Below are 17,951 nucleotides of genomic sequence, written 5' to 3'. Positions count from 1 at the left end.
TACAACCACCTGAACCAGCCGCGCGAGCTGGTGCAAGCCTCGCCAGTCAGCGATCTATTCGCGTAGGTTAGCGCACGAAAGGCGCGGGGAAGCCCGGCGGCAACTGGCTGGTGGTGGCGCCAGGCTGCGAGCCATAAGGAATGCCGTTCGTCGCCCCGGCGGCGCCCCCGCCCGCCGGGACGACGTTAAACGGCTGGACCATGTTGTTCGGCTGCATGTTAGTCGGCGGCGAACCAGCGCCAGGATAGATGGCGGCCGGCTGTTGCCCCTGGTACGCGGTCGTGGCATACGGGGCCTGCGTGCCCGCCGGGCGTTGTGTGTTATAGAACGCCGGCGCGTTTTGGGCCGGAGGCGCGCCAGGCATGTTCGGCGTGGCCGGGATGGGCACGGCTTGCTGGGGCGCGACGCCCGCTTGCGGCAGATAACCCGCCGGCAGCACATTGGTCGGCGAATACATCGGCGACGTCTGCGCGGGCACATTGTTCGGCATGTTCATCGTCGCCGGTTGCACATTGGCCGAGGTCATCGGAGTGCCCTGGTACGCTCCGAACACCGCGGCGTTGGGCGGCATGCTGGCCGGGGCGGCCGTCGGCACAAAGCCAGGCTGGCCGTTGTTGACGGGGTTGTTGTAATTGCCAGCGGTGTTGTTGCCAGCGATCAGACGCTGGTCCACCACCGGCGCGACCGGCTGGCCACCACCCTCGGCACGAGCCAATTGCAGGAGCGCCTGCGCCGATTTCTTCATTTCAGGGTTCAGCGACAGCGCTCGACTAAAATGAACTTGGGCCAGCTTGGGTTGACCCATTTGCGTCAGCACATAGGCCAGATTCGATTCGGCCTCGGCTTCGTCATTGACGTTGCGGAACATGGCCAGGCATTCGTCAAAGCGGCCTTGCTGACCCAGCACCAACGCCAGATTGTTCGACGCCGAGCGATGCCGCGGCTCTTGGGCCAGCGCGTCGCGCAGCACCTTTTCCGCTTCGGGCAGGCGGTGTTGTAGATAGAGCGTATAACCCATGTCGCCGAGGATTTGCGCATTGGGCGCCCCGAGCTCGAGCACGCGGCGATAGTGATCCTCGGCCTCGTCCCACTTGGCCTCGCGCGACGCGACGACCGCCAACCGATGCCAGGCTTCGCGCTGTTTGGGATTGCGTTCGAGGATCTTGTTGTAGACCTGTCGCGCCTCGGCCAGCTTGGCATGGTTTTCGGCCAGCCGCGCCATGTCCATGCGCTGTTTTTCCTGGGCGCGGCGATTGGCCGGCGTGGGCAGTGGCGGCAGCTTGGGAAGCTGCATGCAGCCGGTGAATGAGAGCACCAGCGCCAGCAAGATTGAGCGTCGCGCGACCGAGCGGAGCGAGTCGAGCGACTCGACAGGAGGGGAGGGTTGTTTGCGTTGCACGTTCGTGCCTGCTCCGTGTTAGATGTTTGCGGTGGAAAAGTCGAACGCGCCCCGTACCCCCCGGCCAGGGCGCGTTCGCCGTGCAGTTTTTTAGAACATGCCACCACCACCGCCGCCAAATCCACCACCCATCCCACCACCCATCGCGCCACCACCACCGAACGCGCCCTGGCCGCCAAAGCCGCCAAAGCCGCCACCCATGCCGCCGTACAACGTGCGGTAGTAGGCTCGTTCGCCTTCCATTTCGCTGAAGCCCTTGGCCAGGTTCGGCGCGACGAAGGTCCGCTGATTGGCGTCGGGCACGCCCAACGCCATCAAGGCGTGAACCAGCACTTCGCGCCGCTTCATGTCCAGCTCGCTGTTGACGTGAACTGGGTACTTGTATTCCGTCGCTTCGCGAGCGCTGGTTTCGCTGCGCTCGACCATCACCGGGAAGTTCTGGCCGGCGACCAGCCGCGAGGCAATTTGCTTGACGTGATCTTCACCCGCCCAGTTCAGCCGGGTGGTGTTCAATTGCCACTCGTGTTGGAAGACGATGAACTTGGCCGGCTCGGCATTGTCTTCCTGGGCCTGCCAGATCGGATCGGTCAAGGTTCCCAAAGGCGGAATCGTTGACGGCCGTTGATAATAGCCTACCCGCGCCGGCACGCGATGAATGCAGCCGCAACTGGCTGCCACCAGCGCCGCGGTGCAGAGCTTGGCCGAAATCCAGGCTCGGGTTTCCAGTTTCATCGTTCGCCATCCTTGGCCGAATCAATCGCCGGCTAGCCTCGCGGCGCGTGCGATCGTGTGTGGTCGTTGCGTGGTGCGGCTCAGTTCGAGAAGCCGAACGGGCCGCTCATGTAGTATTGTTCGGTTGACATAAAGCCCGACTGCGATTTGGCGGCCCGGCAGGCCCGCAACCGAGCGTCGAAATTGTCTTGCTGATAGATCGGCCACACCGTGCTGCGGTGATTGACGTCGGGGTTTCCTTCCCAGCGTTGACGCAAGTACAAGGCGGCGTCATCCGGCTCGGTCACTTCCATGCCGGTCAGAATCAGCGGCATCTGGTCCGGTTCCAACGGATGGATCAGCTCGGGGCTGACCAGCACTACCAACTCGGTCTCGGCGCGTTGCGCACGCACGTGGCTGAACAGGCCGCCCAGGATGGGAATGTCACCGATCCAGGGAATGCGGACCTTGGACGATTGCATCTGGTCTTGCAGCAAGCCGGCAATGGCCAGCCATTGGCCTTCGCGGAGATCGACCGTGGTAAAGACGCTGCGCGTATTCAACCCCGGAATCCCGTTCACCGAGTTGCCGCTGTTGATTTCGCTGAAGGTCGGCGTGACCTGTAAGCGAATGTGATCCTTATCGAGCACCGTTGGCGTGAATTGGATTTGGGTACCGAACCCTTGAAAGCTGGTCGTGGCGGCCAGACCGCCGGCGGCGCCCACGAGGGCGGTCGGCACGGCAAAGCTGCCACCGGCGATGAAGCTGGCCGGGAAGCCGCTCAGCGTGACCAGGTTGGGCTCGGCCAAAACCTTGTTCGTATTGTTGCTGGCCAGCGCCGACAGGGTCAGTTGCACGTCGGCATTGTTCAACACCACGCTGCCAGCGCCGGCAATCCCCAGAAACCCGTTGAAGGTGACATCGTTGACGTGGTAGCTGAAACTGGCGCCCATTTCACGCAGCGCCGCCCGCGACAGCTCGGCGATGCGAACCTTGAGCATCACTTGCTGTTCGCCGGGGATGGTGATCATGTTCACGACCGACGAGGCTGGCATATCATTCGCGCCGTAGAGACGGCCCATCCGACCACCCATGCCGAAACCGCCCCCGCCCCCGCCCCAACCGAAGCCCGCTCCAGGGCCCAGCGTGGCGCCCGACTGGTCGATCGATTCACCGCGCAACACCGACATGATCTGGGCGGCTTCGGCCGCGTCGCGGGCCTGGCCGCGCACAATCAGTTTGTCGAGCACGGGAATCAGTTGGATATAGCTGTTCGGGAACAGCTCGTTGATGCGGCGTTGCAAGGCGCCATATTCGATCCGCGCCTGGTCTTCGTTTTGTTCGTCCCGCGTGACCTTGATCAGGTATCGCAGGCTCGGCGGATAGCCATTTTGAGGCGCGCCGTGGAACCAGAGCGTCATCGTCGTCTCGCCGGGCGTGCGACCGATCAACTCGAATTCGGTCGGGCCGAACTGCACTGTCTCGACAATCGACGGATCGGCGATGGCCACCCGCATGACCGGCAACTTGGTCCGCACCAGTCGCGACTTGCGCGTCAGCAGGTCGAGCCGCACGTCAGGATCTTGGATGTCGTCAATCAGGGTCTCGACCTTGGCGCGCAAGGCGGGACTGGCCGTCTCGACCGGCGGCACGGTATTGGCCACCGGCTTGGCTTCGGTCGTGGCGCCCGGAGCGTTGCTCGTGGGCGCGTTGGGCAGGAAGAACACCTGACCGCTTTGCGGCGCTTGGTTGCGGACGCCTGGGTCGATGGTTTGTACCGAAGGTTGCGGCCCGGCTTGCGGTGGAATCGGCAGCGGCGGATAGCCAGGCGCCTGGGCCGATGCCTGGCTCAATGCGCAGGCCCAACCGACCAATACACCAATGCAGTGCAACCAGCGCGCAGCTCGCTTCGGCGGCAACGACGTTGGTTGGTTGCAGTTCATCGGTAAAGCCATAGGGCACTGCTCTGACATACGAGAAATCACCAGCCATGAGGCGGCTGTCCGCCATCCTGGCTACCCTGCCCGTCCAAAAATGGAAGGCGCCGTGGGACGCTGCCGATGGCGGCAGCTACCGCGTCTTCCAAACCTTCGGACGATTTACTCACTTAATTCGGACCAGCCTGATAGTGTTGTTGAGTGAACTTTGCGGATTATGCGGTTTGTGCCCGAATTGCTTTCGTTGACGGCTTTGCGGGCATGCGTTCGCTAGCGGCAATTCCGGCTGGCCGTTGGCTTGGTGCCCCCCTGGACGAGTTGCTGGCCGGTTGACTCGCCACATGCGGAATGGTTAAATGCGTAGCTTCCGTTTGCGCGGCCGGGAGCCGCTGGCTGTTTACGGGCTGCTGTCTGCTTACCTGGAGAGTTCCTGTGGGTGGTATTAGTGATCGCGCGCAAGAGATTCGTCGTCGCCGCAAGCGTCGGGAAAAGCTGGCCAAGCTGGCCACGAAGCTAAAGAAGGCCAGCGTCTCGGAAAAGCAGATGATTACCGAAAAGGTCCGCCGGATGACGACTGGCGCCGACCAGATCCTGGCGAACTGGGGCCTGACCAAGGCCGAGCGCTAGCAGCCAGTCTCCTATTTGGAAAATGCTAGCCACGGAGTCACTGAGGCACCGAGGTTGGCACGGAGACGGGGGGCCAGCAGGTAGTTATTCTTATCCGCCTGTTTTCTTTGCGCCCTTCGCGCCTTTGCGGTTCAATAGCTGCATTCTGATAGCTTAGTTCGTCAGGTCGCGGACGAACTTCACGGTTGGCGCGCCGCCGCTGCCAGTCAGGTGTTCGTTAATAAAACGCAGGCGGTCTTTCGGCCGCTCGGGGACAATAAAGTTGTCCCCCTTCTGGATGATGGGCCGGAACTCCTCGATACCGCCAAACTCGCGGTTGCCCGCCGGCCGGCACGGAATCCAATAGCCCTGGCCGTCGGCGTCTTCCAAGTAGAACTCGGCGTAACAGTGCCCCGGGCACGACACGAACACCAGCCGGGCCGGCACCTCGGCCGCGCGGCAAATGGCCACGAACACGCTGCTCAGCTCTTCGCTATCGCCGCGGCCGTCCTTCAACGTCTGCAGCACGTTCTTCAACGGGCCATTGATGAACTCGATGTTCTTGCGCGTCCAGTCGTAGATCAACTCGACCCGGTCCCAGGCATTGGTCGAGTCTTTGGTGATATCCTTGGCCAATAGCTTGATCTTGGGGGAATTCGATTCGATGTTCGGGCTTGGGCCCAGATAGATGCGGATGTCGCTCTTTAACTTCTTCAGGTTCGGCTTCACGAAAATCGAAGTGTCAGCCGGTGGCAGCAAACTGGTCCGTTTGATTTCATAGACCACGATCGCCTTGCACGAATCGCCCGGGGCGATGTATGGCATGGTGACGGCCATCTGCTTGGCCGTGGCGCCGATCTGCTTGTAGTTGACATCGCGCGCCGTGGCGTCGAATTCACGGCGGACTTCCTTGACTTCCTGCTCGGGCCAGTCGATCGGCACCTGGGCCGAGGCCACGATCCCCTGACAGGCGACCCCTTCGGCCGTCACGATCATGCCCACTTGCAGCAAGTGAGTCTGCTGCTTGTCGGGGCGCGGGCCTTTGGTCGCGGTGGGAGTACCGAACGTCTGCGCGCTGGCCGACGAAGCCAGGGTCAAGAGGGCGGCACAGCAGCAAGCGATTCGCGTCATGGGGGCCTCGAACAAGGGGCGAGGCGACAAGCGGCGCGCATGACAAGCACGCGCCAGCGGCGCCTCTTCTATTCCACCTTATTTCGACCGGCGGTGGAAAGAAGCGGCCCGATATGAATTTAGCGCAATTCGATCCCCCGGCGGCGCGTTACGTCCGGCGCGATTGGCAGCCGGTTCGCCGTTGAACGCGACTAGGCGCGTGAACCCAGCGCGTCGGTCACCACACCCGAATGTGGCGTTGCCGCGGCCCGACGCAGGAAGTGCGGCCGCGCAATCGGACCAGGCGTCACCGTCGCTACCGTCGGCGCGGCTGGCGCGACCGGACCTCGGCCCGCGTGTTTAGCGGCGTTGAGAAACACCGTCTGCAGCAGCAAGCGGCCGCGCCGCGAGGGACACGCCTGCCGTGATGCAAGGCGCATAGTTCCGTTCCTTAATCAGCAGTGCGAAACGAGCGAACGACGCACCGACGAAACGACCCTTGGCCAGCGATCCGTGGAGCGCTGGCCTCGTCTTGCCACAAGCGAGGCGCCGAGTTCAGGATGGCTCGAACGCCTCGCTCGTGACAAGCGTTGTTGACGACTTCGACTCGTCGCGCGGCAAAGCAGCCCCGGCATTTCCCAGCGATTGGGTGAGCCAAGGCCGGCGGGCCTGGACATGGGCAGCGCGCAAGTTGCGTGCGGGTGGCGTCGCAGCCCCTCAGCAAGCGCCACGGGGTCCAGGTATTGCCGACGACAAGTCGTCAGTTCAGAGAGCGCGGACTAGTTGGCCATCGGGCCCGGGGCGTACGTCACGCCTGGCTCGCTGACCACCGGGGCCGCCGTATAGGCGCCCGTTGGGCCACACGAGTTGCAGGGCTGACCACGATGGAACATGTTGTTCCACCACGAGCAGCCTCCGGCCGTCGACAGCGAAACCGCCACGACTGCTAACCATAGAAGCTTGTTCATGATTTCCGTCTCCTCAATGTTCAGATCCGTCTCGGCTGGCGAAAGTGCGGCCTGGGGTCGAGCAACTCTACCCCAGGGTTTGCGATGTGCAAACGCAACGCGTGGTTTTTTCGCCACTTGGCCGGTTGAAAAAAAAGCAACGCACCGAGTCGAATCGTGGGGTAAAGTTGAGGGCCTGCGGGAGCGCGCACAAAGATGCGTGCCCCGCCCGACGGACCGTCACGGACGGTATAACCGCTACACTTCCCAACGACCTGGCTCGCGGCCATGGATGCACGTCGCTGGATCATCGCCTTGGCGATCGGCCTGTGGGCCGTGGCCGGCGCGCGCGCCGAAACGGCGTCATCTGATTCCACCAGCGGACCAGCGCTCGGTGCCGCGGTTGCGGCCGACGAGTTGCCTGCCGGCTCTGCCGCGCTGGGCGAGTTGCCCGAGCCAATCGACGCTGACGACGCGCTAGCGGCAGCGACTCCGGCCCTTGAAACCTCGGCCGCCGATGCCGCGCTTTCGCTCAACGAGTCGGCCTGGCTGGTGAACACTCGTGCGATCGGCGGCAGTTGCTGCAGCGATCAGATGCCCGCCTGGCGCTGGCAGCGCTACGATTGCGGCCAAGGCTGGCGCTCGGCCGCGTGGGAAGATTTCCAGGCCACCGACGATCCCACCGTAACGACCGTGGTGTTGATCCACGGCTATCGCCACTCGCCCGAGAATGCCGTGAGCGAAGGGCTGGCCACTTGGCGGCGGTTGCGAGCCAGTTGCTGCTCGGGCAAGCTCCGGTTCGTGATCTGGTCGTGGCCCACCATGCCGTGCAACCATCGCCCGGTGCAAGATGTCGCCGCCAAGGCTTGCCGCGCCGATGTCGAAGCGCGGTTCCTGGCCCGGTTCATGTCGGGCATCAATCCTCAGGTCCGCGTCAGCGTGATCGGCTACAGCCTGGGGGGCCGGGTGTGCTGCGGGGCGCTCCACCTGTTGGCCGGTGGCGCGTTGAACGGCCGACCGATTGACTTTGCCGCGCCAGAGCGCGTCGCGCCGGTGCGAGCGATCCTGGTCGCTGCCGCGGTCGATGAAGATTGGCTGATGCCGAACCGGCGTTATGGCCTGGCGACGAAGGACGTCGAGCGCGTGGCCGTCCTCTATAATCCGCACGACATGGTGTTGCACCATTATCGGCTTCTGGCACATCGGGGGAGCGTGGGGGCGATTGGCAATCGGGGCGTGGCGGGGCTGTCGACGCTGGGTGAGGATGCCAAGAAGATTCAGTATCGCAACACGGGGGGGGAACTCGGCCGCCGGCACGGCTGGTCCCACTTCCTAGCCTCATCGTCGCTGATGTTGACGATTCGCAGTCAGGCGATGTTTCTTGACTTGCCTGCCGTCACGGCCGTGGCGATGCAACAAGTCAGCCTGCCTGAAGCGTCGAGCGAGAAGCCTGCCGCGGCGCCATGAACCCTTGCTTGCGCGCCCGGCTATTCTAGAATGAGCCCTGGCCAACTCATTTCATCTGTTCACTTAGCGGAGCATCGCAACAATGTCGGGTCCGATTGTTCGCACAGGCGCCAGCGCCTTGTTCACCGAAAACTGGGATTCCGTCTTCGCCAAGAAGTCGTCGGGCAAGAAGTCGGCCGGTAAGGCCACGGCCGCCGCTAAGAAGACTGCCAAGGCAGCCAAGCCATCGGGCAAGAAGAAGGCCGCCAAGAAGAAGAAATAAGGTCGCGGTTGGCGGCATGCACGCGGGGCCGGGGCATTCACCCCCAGCTAGCATGCCAAGCTGCTCTAGGGCCCGTGGGCCCGAGTTGCTATAAACCCTCGCTTCATGGACTGCGCCCCCGCTGTCGCCACAGATTTTGCGCGACGCGCGGCCGGTGCGTCGTTCATTTGATCTAGTTCAGGCGAGGAGAGCACTTCGATGTGGCGAGCTGGGCGCAGTCTGCTGATTTGGGCGTTCGTCATATTGATCGCGGCCACCTCGGTCGTGGCTCAGCAACCGCTTCCGGCCCAGCCCCCCGTTGGCCCCCAGGCTGGCCCCGTCGATCCGCGCATGCCCCAAGGCGCGCCGCTTGCGCCGCAGCAGCCGCTGCTCCCTTTCCCGCCCCTGACGCCGCAAGAGCAAGCGGGGGTGGACCAGTTGCTGTTTGCGTGGGAGCAGCGCAGCGGTCAGATCGTGACCTTTAGCTGCGACTTCACGCTGTTCGATTATGACGCTAACTGGACGGTTCCGGCGGCCGACCCCAACAAGACGCCCCGCCGACAGGTCGACGGGCAAATCAAGTTTGCCAAACCCGACAAGGGCGCGTACATCGAGTTGCCCAAAGAGAAAGAAGACTCTGGCGAATGCTGGATTTGCGACGGCAAAGCGGTGTTTACCAAAGACTTTGCCGACAAGCGGATTGTCGAACATCGCTTGCCGGCCGAGATGCAAGGCAAGCTGATCACGGAGAGCCCCTTGCCGTTCGTGTTCGGCGTCGAGGCGCGCAAGCTCAAGGAACGCTACTGGGTCCGGATCATCACCCCCTCGAATGCGCGCAATCAGGTCTGGGTCGAAGCGTATCCCAAACGAGCGGCCGACCTGGCCAACTATCGCAAGGTCGAAGTGATTCTCGATGCCAACGATTTGCTGCCATCCGCGGTACAAGTCTTCGCCCCGACCGACGACTCGCCGCGCAAGCGCGTGGCCAAGGTATACGCCTTCAGGAACATCAAGCGAAACGGTGTGATCGACCGGCTCAACGAGTTCATGAACGCCTTCGTTAGTCCCTCGACGCCGTTGGGTTGGACGCGAGTTGTCGAAGAGCCGCCGACCGCGGCGGCGCAAGCGCCCCAGCAACTGCAGCCGCCAAATTACCCAACGGCGGCTCCCATCGCCAACAAGGCCACGCCTCAACTCGGCGCGCCTCAGCCGGGCGTTCCACAGCCCGCCGGCCCCGGCGCGGTCCAACGCCGCTAACCGCGTCGTAATCAATCGCCGGACTGTCGCGCACCATTCCCCCAGTGTCGGCGATCTTCTGCCATGACCGGGGCAAGCCATTGCGCGACAATTGCTTAGCGCGTTAACTGGCTGTCGACACTTCCGGCGGCTGGTAGCGAAAGTTTGACTAACGCCCCTGTCATCCTATAATCGCTACGCTCGGAAATTCTTTGGCGCTAATCAGTTGCGCCAATATTGGCAGCCCCCTCGTCGGGGCATCCGCAGAAGCGTGAAGCATGGCCTTCGAGACGACCTCTCCCCGTCAGCGGTTCGCGGCTCAGAGCGTGGCTGCGGAACTTGCTTGGCCGTTCCAGGTAGCCGTCTACCTGCTGGCGGCCCTGGCGCTGGCTTCGTATCCGGCCCAGGCCCAAGAGGCCCCCGCCGCCAAGCCGGCCGAGGAGATGCCTCGCGTCGGCCAGTTATTGCAGGTCAAAGGGGCGATCACCGACAAGGTCGACCAGCGGATTCGCCGCACGGTCGATACCGCCATGCGCGAGGCCAAACGCCAGCACAAATGGCCGGTCTTCATCATCGAACTCAGCTCGGGCCGCACCGATTTTGGCCAGGCCTATGACCTGGCCCGGTATCTGTCGAGCCCGGCGCTCAGCGGCGCCACGACCGTCGCCTATATCAACCAACCGCTCAACGGCCACAACGTGCTGGTGGCGATGGCCTGCGATGAAATCGTCATGCGCCCCGACGCCGAAATCGGCGACGCCGGCAAGAACGAGTCGGCGATCGAGCCGCTGATGCGCCGCGCCTATGGCGAAATCGCCGACCGGCGCAAAACCATTCCGCACGACGTGGCCGAGGCCATGCTCGACCCCAGCGCGGAACTGGTCGAGATCGCCACCGATGTCAGCCGCGAATACGTGCTGGCCTCGCGACTTGACGAGCTACGCAAGGAAAAGCCAATCCGGGTGGTCAAGACGATCAAGCGACCGGGCCAGCCGGCTCTGTTCACCGGCGCGCAAGGTCGCGAGATGGGCATCGTCAACTACTTGGCGCAAGATCGCCTCGAGGTGGCCAAGCTCTGGAAGCTGCCGCGCGACGTGCTGCAAGAGGACGCCTCGTTCGGCGGCGAATGGCGGGCGGCGCGATTTGACATCAAGGGCGTGCTTTCGGCGGAGGAATTGGCCAAGCTACAGAACCTGGTCCGAACCAAAATTTCGGAGCAGGGGCTGAATTTGATCTGCTTGTGGATCGATAGTCCCGGCGGTGCGCCGGGGGGCAGTATGGAACTAGCCAACTATCTGGCCGAATTGCCGGCGGGGAAGATTCGCACGATCGCTTATGTCCCGCACGAAGCGCGTGGCGACGCGGCGTTCATCGCTCTGGCCTGCGATCAGATCATCATGCATCCCACGGCCGTTCTGGGCGGTGCGGGGGCCAGCGTGTACGACGAAGCGGCTATTCCGCTGATAAAACAGTCGCTCAATCTGATCTGCGTCAAGAAGCTCCGCTCGCCGTCGCTGGCCGCGGCGATGGTTGACGACAAGTTGGCGGTCTATCGTTGCGTGCGCACGCGGGACGGCGTGGTCGAGTATCTGAGCGACGAGGCCTTGCGCGAAATCGAGCGGAACGCCGGCGGCGACAAGTGGCGCAAGGAAGAGGAAGTGACGACCCGCGGCCATCTATTGAAGGTTGCCGGGCATCAGGGGGAAGAGTTGGGGCTGGCCTCGGGCTTGGTCGATAGCTTTGCCGAACTGAAGGCCAGCTATGGTCTGGAAGCCGATCCTCATTTGATCGAGCCGACCTGGGCCACCACGTTGATCGACGCGCTGCGCTCGCCGGGCGTGACCTGGTTCTTGTTGTTCCTCGGCGCGGCCGCGCTGTATGCCGAGTTGCAATCGCCTGGCATCGGTCTGGGAGGTATCGTCGGCGCTGTCTGTTTCATGCTCTATTTCTGGGCGCAGTACCTGGGTGGCACGGCCGGCTGGCTGGAGGTGTTGCTATTCCTGGGTGGCATTGTCTGCTTGGCGCTGGAGTTCTTTGTCTTTCCAGGCGTGGCGGTGTTCGGGCTGGCCGGCGGCTTGATGATTATCAGCTCGGTGATCCTGGCCAGCCAGACATTTGTCTTGCCGCGCAATGAATACCAGGTGTTGCACCTACAGACGACGCTGACGGTGATGGTCACCGCGGCCATGGCGGCGATTGCGGCGGCGGTATTGATGAATCGCTACTTGCCTCATACGCCGATGTTCAATCGGATGTTGCTCGCGCCCCCCAAGGGGAACGAGTTGTCCGAGCTGGCCCAGCGTGAATCGCTGGTCCACTGGGACCATTTGATTGGCCAGCACGGCACGACGGTCACGCCGCTGTTGCCCAGCGGCAAGGCCCAGTTCGGCGACGACCTGATCGACGTGATTGCCGAAGGTCAGTTCATCGACCGGAATCACGAAGTCGTCGTCGTCCAGGCCCGTGGCAACCGGATCGTCGTCCGCCAGGCCGACGCTTAGGGGCGAACCTGTCCGCTTCCGCGCGGTGGTGGCTCCTTTCGCTCTCGGCCACAATCCTCTATCGTTCAGCCGTTGGCGATTCTCATTGATTTTGACCATGTTGAGTGAGCGGTGAAGACTGAACGGCTGATTGTCGATCCGCACTTGCCCGATGAGGCGGTCTTGCGCCGCGCGGTGGGCGTGTTGCAAGCCGGCGGGTTGGTGGCGATTCCGACCGAGACGGTCTATGGGCTGGCGGCGAGCGCGCTCGATCCAAGGGCAGTGCGGCGGATCTACGAAGCCAAAGGCCGCCCCTCGAACAACCCGTTGATCGTCCACGTGGCCAGCCTCGAGCAGGCCCGCTCGCTAGCGGTCGAGTGGCCCGACTGGGCCGCGCGCTTGGCCGAGCGGTTCTGGCCCGGGCCGTTGACGATCGTCGTGCCGCGCGGCCCGGCGGTAAGCGACGCGATTACCGGCGGCGGCGCGACCGTGGCGCTGCGGATGCCGGCTCATCCGGTGGCGCGTCGGCTGATCGAACTCGGCCAATCCCCTTTGGCCGCCCCTAGCGCGAATCGCTCGACGCGCATTTCGCCCACCACGGCCGACCATGTGCTGGGCATGCTCGACGGCCGAATCGAACTGGTGATCGACGCCGGCGCGACCTCGGGGGGAATTGAGTCAACCGTGGTCGGTTGCGTTGATGGCCAGGTAAACATCCTGCGACCTGGCCCGTTGATGGCCGCGCAGCTTGAGGCGGCCCTCGACCAGCCCGTGGTGGTGCGAGACGTCAGGGCCGGCGCCAATGACGCTGCGCCGCTGGCTTCGCCGGGGACATTAGCGCGGCACTACGCGCCGCTGGTGCCGCTGGAATGTTTGCCGGCGAGCGAGACCGCGGCGCGCGTGAAGGGCTTGTTGGCCGCCGGCGAGCGGGTGGGCTGGCTGCGCTGGGCGTCGCACGCTGCTCAGTCCGAAGCGTCGAGCAGCGGTGCCCTGGTCGCGATCGAAATGCCCGAGCAACCGGCGGGCTATGCGGCGCGGTTATATGCCGCGCTGCACGAACTAGAAGGGGCGGACGTCACGCGAATCGTGGTCGACACTCCCCCCGAGGATCACGCATGGCTGGCGATTCAGGATCGGCTGCGCCGCGCAGCCTGCCGCATTTGAAGTGCAAATCGAGTGGCGCGCGAGTGATGAGATCGAGCTAAACGGCCGCCTTGGCCAGGATCAGATCGGTGAACCAGTAGTGCTTCATCTGCCGCACCACTTCGACGAACTTGTCGAGGTTCACTGGCTTGGTCAGGTAATTGTCGCAATCGACGTCGAGCAACTGGCTGCGCGTACGATCAGCCTCGTCATTGGACGCGGTGAGGACAACGACTGGAATCGTTTGCAGATGCTCGTCGGCTCGCATGTCGGTCAGAACTTCAAAGCCGTCCCGCTTGGGCAGGTGCAAATCGAGCAGAACCAGATCGGGCCGCGGTGCCCGGGCAAAGCGCCCCTCGCGTTGCAGGAACAGAATCGCTTCTTCACCGTCGCGGACCAGCGTGAGCCGGTGCTTGACCTGAGAGTGACGCAGCGCGCCGATCGTGGCACACGCGTCGACCAGGCTATCCTCGACGAGCAGAATCTCCATCATTCGTCCGACGGTATCGGGCATTGCCGCGTACTCCGCAAGTCCTGCGCGGGCCGCCAAGCAAACCTCTGGCAGCATTTCAATAAGCTATTCTCATTTTGTGCCTGGAGGCAAAAAAAGTACAGCGCAATCTGCGAGGATTCGCTTTGGCTCCTCCGCGAAAACCGACACTTTAGGGGGGGCTGGCGGAGTGTCGCCAAGGCAAGAGCTAACGATTGCTTGAACCGCGCATGGCTGACCGCGGCAGCCGTTGCGCAATCGTTAGATGAAGGCGAATGCGTAGAAGGCCCAACCTGTCAGGGCCGTCATCGTCATCAGGAACACGCCGATCCATCCCCAGCGGCGGTGTTCGACGCTGTGCATGTTCGGCACCGGATCGTGTGCGAACCGGCGCACGGCGCGAAAGATCACCCAACTCCAAACCACGGCCGTCGGCACCGCGAAGCACAAGTGAATGTACAAGCTGGGCATCACCAGGCCGGGATAAGACGAATCAACGGCACGGTGTTTCCAGCCGTTGACGCGCATGTCGACTTCAAACAGCGTGACGGCCAGCAGCAGCACCGCTCCCAGCAGCAATTGCACACGCTTGTGCAAGCGATAGTTCTTCCGGCTCCGCACGAGCCAGACGTTCCAGAACATGATCGGTACCACGGCAAACATGGCCAGAAAGACCACGTCGAGCATGAACGAAGCGCGGGTGCCCAGAAAACCATCAACAGCCAGAGTCATCACAAGCTCGCAAGTTGTGCAACGGTTCGACGTCGATTGCCGCGGCGCGCCGAATCGCGATGGATCACGCGCTCTCGGGCCGGCGGGCTTCGAGAGCAATCGAATAATACGGCCAACCGATCAACCGGCTCAAGAGGGGATCGCACCAGGGGACAAACGGCCGCAGCGGCAGGATAGCGGCCCACGCTAGCCAATGATTCCAGCGACCGATCACGCGCAATAGCCAGGTGATTTTTTGGCTGAGGAACCCGCTACAGTAGCTGATCTTAGGTTCGACCAGGCCCGCGGCATGGCACAGCGCGAGCAACCGCTCGGGCGTGTATCCGCGTCGCACGTGGCCGCCGTCTTCGACCGGGCGAAAGGGGCCATCGTCACTGGGCGTAATTGCACGGTAATGGAAACTGGGAGTGGTCAGCAGCACGCGCCCGCCAGGTTTCACGCACCGGGCAATGCCGCGCATCAAACGCTCGTCGTCCAGAACGTGCTCGATGACCTCCAAGCAAATCGCCACGTCGTACTGGTCGCGATATTGGTCGCGCTGATCCAGGTAGCGGACGTCGCACACGTCGAACTCGACGTTCGCCACCTGGCATTGCTCGGCGCGGCGGCGCGCTTCGCGCTGGTTGGCTTCATCCCAGCTCAGGCCCAAGCCGCGGTAACCGCGCCGGCCAGCGCCGATGGTAAACGCACCCGTGCCGCAGCCGATGTCAATCAGTCGCGGCTCGCGATCGGTCACCGGCAACCGCGCGCGCAGCCATTGCCAGCGGTCATAGACCAGCGTGTCGCCATGAATCAACGTGGCGGGGAAACCGAACCAGCGAACGAGAAAGGAGCGATCCATAGTCCTGCGTTAAGGAATGCTTGCCACGGTATCAGGCCTGCGGCGCCGGACGCTTGCGACAGAAGTAAGAACCCAGCACCAGCACGTCCATCTTGGTCCGCAGGAAGCAGTCGATCGCTTCGCTGGGCTGATGGACGATCGGCTCGTTCTCGTTGAACGAGGTGTTGATGACAATCGGTACGCCGGTGCGGCGCCGGAAGGCGTCGATCACGCCCCAATAGCGCGGATTGGTCGACCGGCGCACGGTTTGAAGTCGTCCCGTGCCGTCAACGTGGACGGCGGTCGGAATGGCCGCGCGCTTCTCTGGGCGCACCTTGTAGACCCGCGACATGAACGGGTCGGGCTCGGTCTGCTCGAAGTATTCGGCGGTCGCTTCCTCAAGGATGGCCGGCGCGAATGGCCGGAAGCCCTCGCGGCGCTTGATCCGCGCGTTCAAGATGTCTTTCATCTCGAGATGCCGCGGGTCGACCAAGATGCTGCGGCTTCCCAGCGCCCGGGGGCCCCACTCTAGCCGGCCTTGAAACCAGCCGACCACATTACCAGCCACCAGCGCGTCGGCCGTTCGCTCGGCCAAAGCCTGTTCATCGAGATGCTCGATCTCGGCGGCCGCGCGGAGTTCGGTGGATCGTTCGATCTCGGCGGCGATTTGCGCGTCGCTGAACTCGGGCCCCCAGTAGGGAGATTCCATCGTGAACGAGCGCGGCTGTTGCTGAACGGTGTTCCAGACGTGGAAGGCCGCGCCGACTGCACCGCCGGCGTCGCCCGGGGCAGGGGGGATGTAGGTCTGTTGAAACTTCGTGCGGAGCGAGATTTTGCCGTTGGCGACGCTGTTCATCGCACAGCCGCCAGCCAGGCATAACTTGTCGAGCCCCGAGACCTGTTGCGCGTGATTCAGCAGATGGAAGAAGGCGTCTTCATAGGCGGCTTGCAGCGACGCGGCCAGATCGTGATGTCGCTCGGTGATCGGCTCGGTCGGCGCGCGTGGCGGCCCCAGCAACGCGGACATGGCCGCCGAGAAGACCGGCCCGATCGTCGGCGCCCCCTTGTCCCACGTCATGTTCGCCCCCGAGTGATGGTGGACAAAGTAGTCGAGTCCAAGTTGAAAGCGCCCCTCGGGGAGCAATTGGACCAGCTTGCTGAATTGTTCGCGAAACATCGGACGCCCGTACGCGGCGAGGCCCATCACTTTGTACTCGTCGCCATAGTGCGGAAAGCCCAGGAACTGAGTCAGAGCCAGGTAGAGCAAGCCCAGCGAGTGCGGGAAGTAAACCCGATCGGCGACTTGCACTTGCTGGTCGTTGCCCACACCCCACATCGCGCCGACAAAGTCGCCAAAGCCATCAACCGAGACAACGGCCGCGCGCGACCAAGGGGAGACCAAGAACGCACTGTCCAGGTGGGCGACGTGGTGCTCGACGTGCTCGATCCGCGGAGCGGCAGCGCCGGTGGCCAGTTTGAACGCCTCGCGATAGACTTGGGACACATCGCGAATTTGCCCCGCGTTGCGCAGCCGATCTCGCACTAGGCCCCACGACGGGCGACGCCGCAAAGCGAAGGCGACCTTGCGCAGCAAGTGCGCCCGCGGCTGTCGATTGACCGCCAGGACATCGACATCGCCGGGTGTAACGCCCGCCACGCCGAGGCAATAGCGAATGGCTTCGACCGGAAAGCCGGCCCAATGCTTGACGCGGACGAGCCGTTCTTCTTCGACGGCGGCCAACAACTGGCCGTCGACGACAATCGCGGCCGAGGCGTCGCCGTGATAGGCGTTGACTCCCAGGATGATCACGGCTGTCGGTCCTTGGAGGCCGTAGCGGAAGCGTCGGCTGAACGCGCGCCAAGGCGGTGTTCGATCAGCTTCAGGCTTAGGATCGTTTCGGCCGCCACGCGCTGCAAGGCGTAGTACCAACCGGCCCAGCCGTCGAGCAGCCCGAGCTTCCAGACCAGGCAATAGACGAGCACCAGCGGCGGACCAAGCAAGATCGTCTTGCGCAGCCGATCAGCCAGCGACAGCCCGGCAGGCTGGCTGGTGAGCAGCTTTCGCGCTTCGAGGTCCATGTAGAGCCACTGCGAGTCGAGGAACCGGCGCAGCGATTTGCGATCGTCGTGCTCGATGGGGTGGCGCAGGGTCTCAGTTCGGCCGCGCTCGACCACCAAGCGGTGAGCGTGACCGTCGGCGCGATAGTGGGCCTGGCCGCTGCGAAACAGCACGGCGATCGGACCATAGGCCGTGCCGCGCAGAGGACGCCCCCAGACGCACCAGACGAAGCGCGCCCAGTAGGCCGAGACGTCGGCCGGCGGTTCAAGCGCGCGTAGTTCGTCGAGCAACTCGGGGGTCAGGCGATAGTCGGCGTCGAGGGCCAGGATCCAAGGAGTTTCAATGCCGGTATCGGTCAGCGCGTGATTCCATTGCGTAGCCAGCACATCGAACGGCCGGACGTACCAAGCGACGTTCGCGCGTTGTTTGGCCAGGCGCTCGGTGGCGTCGGTGCTTTGGCTATCGAGTACGACCACACGCCGCGCCCAATGCAAGTCGTCGAGGCAACGCCCGATGTTGGGCTCCTCGTTCTTGGTCAGCACGACGGGGGTGATATCGTTCAGGTTCAAGGCT

Annotated in this window: 17 protein-coding genes; 6 read left to right on the top strand and 11 right to left on the bottom strand. The window is 63.4% G+C overall.

The window, feature by feature from the left end; genetic code table 11:
• Positions 1-67: 67 nt before the first annotated feature.
• The 3 genes from JSS27_09735 to JSS27_09725 all read right to left on the bottom strand — a co-directional run bounded on the left by JSS27_09735 (position 68) and on the right by JSS27_09725 (position 4,053).
• Entirely contained in the window at positions 68-1,399 is a 1,332-nt protein-coding gene (locus tag JSS27_09735; protein ID MBS0209223.1) for a tetratricopeptide repeat protein, read from the bottom strand.
• A gap of 90 nt (positions 1,400-1,489) precedes the next feature.
• Positions 1,490-2,131 (bottom strand): hypothetical protein, encoded by a 642-nt coding sequence (locus tag JSS27_09730; GenBank protein MBS0209222.1) that lies wholly within the window; start codon positions 2,129-2,131, stop codon positions 1,490-1,492.
• 80 nt (positions 2,132-2,211) lie between these two features.
• Entirely contained in the window at positions 2,212-4,053 is a 1,842-nt protein-coding gene (locus JSS27_09725) for a pilus assembly protein N-terminal domain-containing protein (protein MBS0209221.1), read from the bottom strand.
• A 426-nt stretch (positions 4,054-4,479) separates the two neighbouring features.
• Between JSS27_09725 and JSS27_09720 the strand changes: the two genes are divergently transcribed.
• A complete protein-coding gene (locus tag JSS27_09720; GenBank protein ID MBS0209220.1) occupies positions 4,480-4,674 on the top strand; it encodes a hypothetical protein in 195 nt (64 codons plus the stop codon).
• A gap of 153 nt (positions 4,675-4,827) precedes the next feature.
• Here JSS27_09720 and JSS27_09715 read toward each other — a convergent pair whose 3' ends face one another.
• The 3 genes from JSS27_09715 to JSS27_09705 form a co-directional block, all read right to left on the bottom strand.
• Positions 4,828-5,784 (bottom strand): transglutaminase domain-containing protein, encoded by a 957-nt coding sequence (locus JSS27_09715; GenBank protein MBS0209219.1) that lies wholly within the window; start codon positions 5,782-5,784, stop codon positions 4,828-4,830.
• Positions 5,785-5,975: 191 nt separating this feature from the next.
• Positions 5,976-6,203, bottom strand: a complete 228-nt coding sequence (locus tag JSS27_09710; GenBank protein ID MBS0209218.1) for a hypothetical protein — start codon at positions 6,201-6,203, stop codon at positions 5,976-5,978.
• A 339-nt stretch (positions 6,204-6,542) separates the two neighbouring features.
• Positions 6,543-6,731 carry a hypothetical protein gene (locus JSS27_09705; GenBank protein MBS0209217.1) on the bottom strand — a complete coding sequence of 63 codons (189 nt, stop codon included), beginning with the start codon at positions 6,729-6,731 and terminating at the stop codon, positions 6,543-6,545.
• 267 nt (positions 6,732-6,998) lie between these two features.
• On the opposite strand from JSS27_09705, the gene JSS27_09700 reads away from it, so the two are divergent.
• From JSS27_09700 to JSS27_09680, 5 genes are all read left to right on the top strand, one after another.
• The gene (locus JSS27_09700) at positions 6,999-8,177 is read left to right on the top strand and encodes an alpha/beta hydrolase (GenBank protein ID MBS0209216.1); all 1,179 of its coding nucleotides are present in this window, start codon (positions 6,999-7,001) and stop codon (positions 8,175-8,177) included.
• 82 nt (positions 8,178-8,259) lie between these two features.
• Positions 8,260-8,439 (top strand): RNA polymerase subunit sigma, encoded by a 180-nt coding sequence (locus JSS27_09695; GenBank protein ID MBS0209215.1) that lies wholly within the window; start codon positions 8,260-8,262, stop codon positions 8,437-8,439.
• Positions 8,440-8,637: 198 nt separating this feature from the next.
• Positions 8,638-9,675, top strand: a complete 1,038-nt coding sequence (locus JSS27_09690; GenBank protein ID MBS0209214.1) for a TIGR03009 domain-containing protein — start codon at positions 8,638-8,640, stop codon at positions 9,673-9,675.
• 257 nt (positions 9,676-9,932) lie between these two features.
• Positions 9,933-12,155, top strand: coding sequence for a hypothetical protein (locus JSS27_09685; GenBank protein MBS0209213.1), 2,223 nt, complete (start codon positions 9,933-9,935; stop codon positions 12,153-12,155).
• Positions 12,156-12,281: 126 nt separating this feature from the next.
• The gene (locus JSS27_09680) at positions 12,282-13,298 is read left to right on the top strand and encodes a threonylcarbamoyl-AMP synthase (protein MBS0209212.1); all 1,017 of its coding nucleotides are present in this window, start codon (positions 12,282-12,284) and stop codon (positions 13,296-13,298) included.
• A gap of 37 nt (positions 13,299-13,335) precedes the next feature.
• On the opposite strand, the gene JSS27_09675 is transcribed toward JSS27_09680, so the two are convergent.
• From JSS27_09675 to JSS27_09655, 5 genes are all read right to left on the bottom strand, one after another.
• Positions 13,336-13,791 carry a response regulator gene (locus tag JSS27_09675; protein MBS0209211.1) on the bottom strand — a complete coding sequence of 152 codons (456 nt, stop codon included), beginning with the start codon at positions 13,789-13,791 and terminating at the stop codon, positions 13,336-13,338.
• A gap of 237 nt (positions 13,792-14,028) precedes the next feature.
• Positions 14,029-14,499: a DUF420 domain-containing protein gene (locus JSS27_09670; GenBank protein MBS0209210.1), complete on the bottom strand. Its 471-nt coding sequence runs from the start codon at positions 14,497-14,499 to the stop codon at positions 14,029-14,031.
• Positions 14,500-14,563: 64 nt separating this feature from the next.
• Positions 14,564-15,340 (bottom strand): methyltransferase domain-containing protein, encoded by a 777-nt coding sequence (locus JSS27_09665; GenBank protein ID MBS0209209.1) that lies wholly within the window; start codon positions 15,338-15,340, stop codon positions 14,564-14,566.
• A gap of 31 nt (positions 15,341-15,371) precedes the next feature.
• On the bottom strand, positions 15,372-17,129 hold the full coding sequence (locus tag JSS27_09660; protein ID MBS0209208.1) for a carbamoyltransferase: 1,758 nt from the start codon (positions 17,127-17,129) through the stop codon (positions 15,372-15,374).
• The gene (locus tag JSS27_09655) at positions 17,126-17,947 is read right to left on the bottom strand and encodes a glycosyltransferase family 2 protein (protein ID MBS0209207.1); all 822 of its coding nucleotides are present in this window, start codon (positions 17,945-17,947) and stop codon (positions 17,126-17,128) included. The genes JSS27_09660 and JSS27_09655 overlap by 4 nt, the downstream gene beginning before the upstream one ends.
• Between the last annotated feature and the right edge of the window lie 4 nt (positions 17,948-17,951).

The sequence above is a fragment of the Planctomycetota bacterium genome (genome assembly GCA_018242585.1).
GTDB lineage: Bacteria > Planctomycetota > Planctomycetia > Pirellulales > PNKZ01 > JAFEBQ01.
The sequence above is the reverse complement of the archived record's forward strand: the minus strand, read 5'-3'. Positions and strand labels throughout refer to the sequence as shown.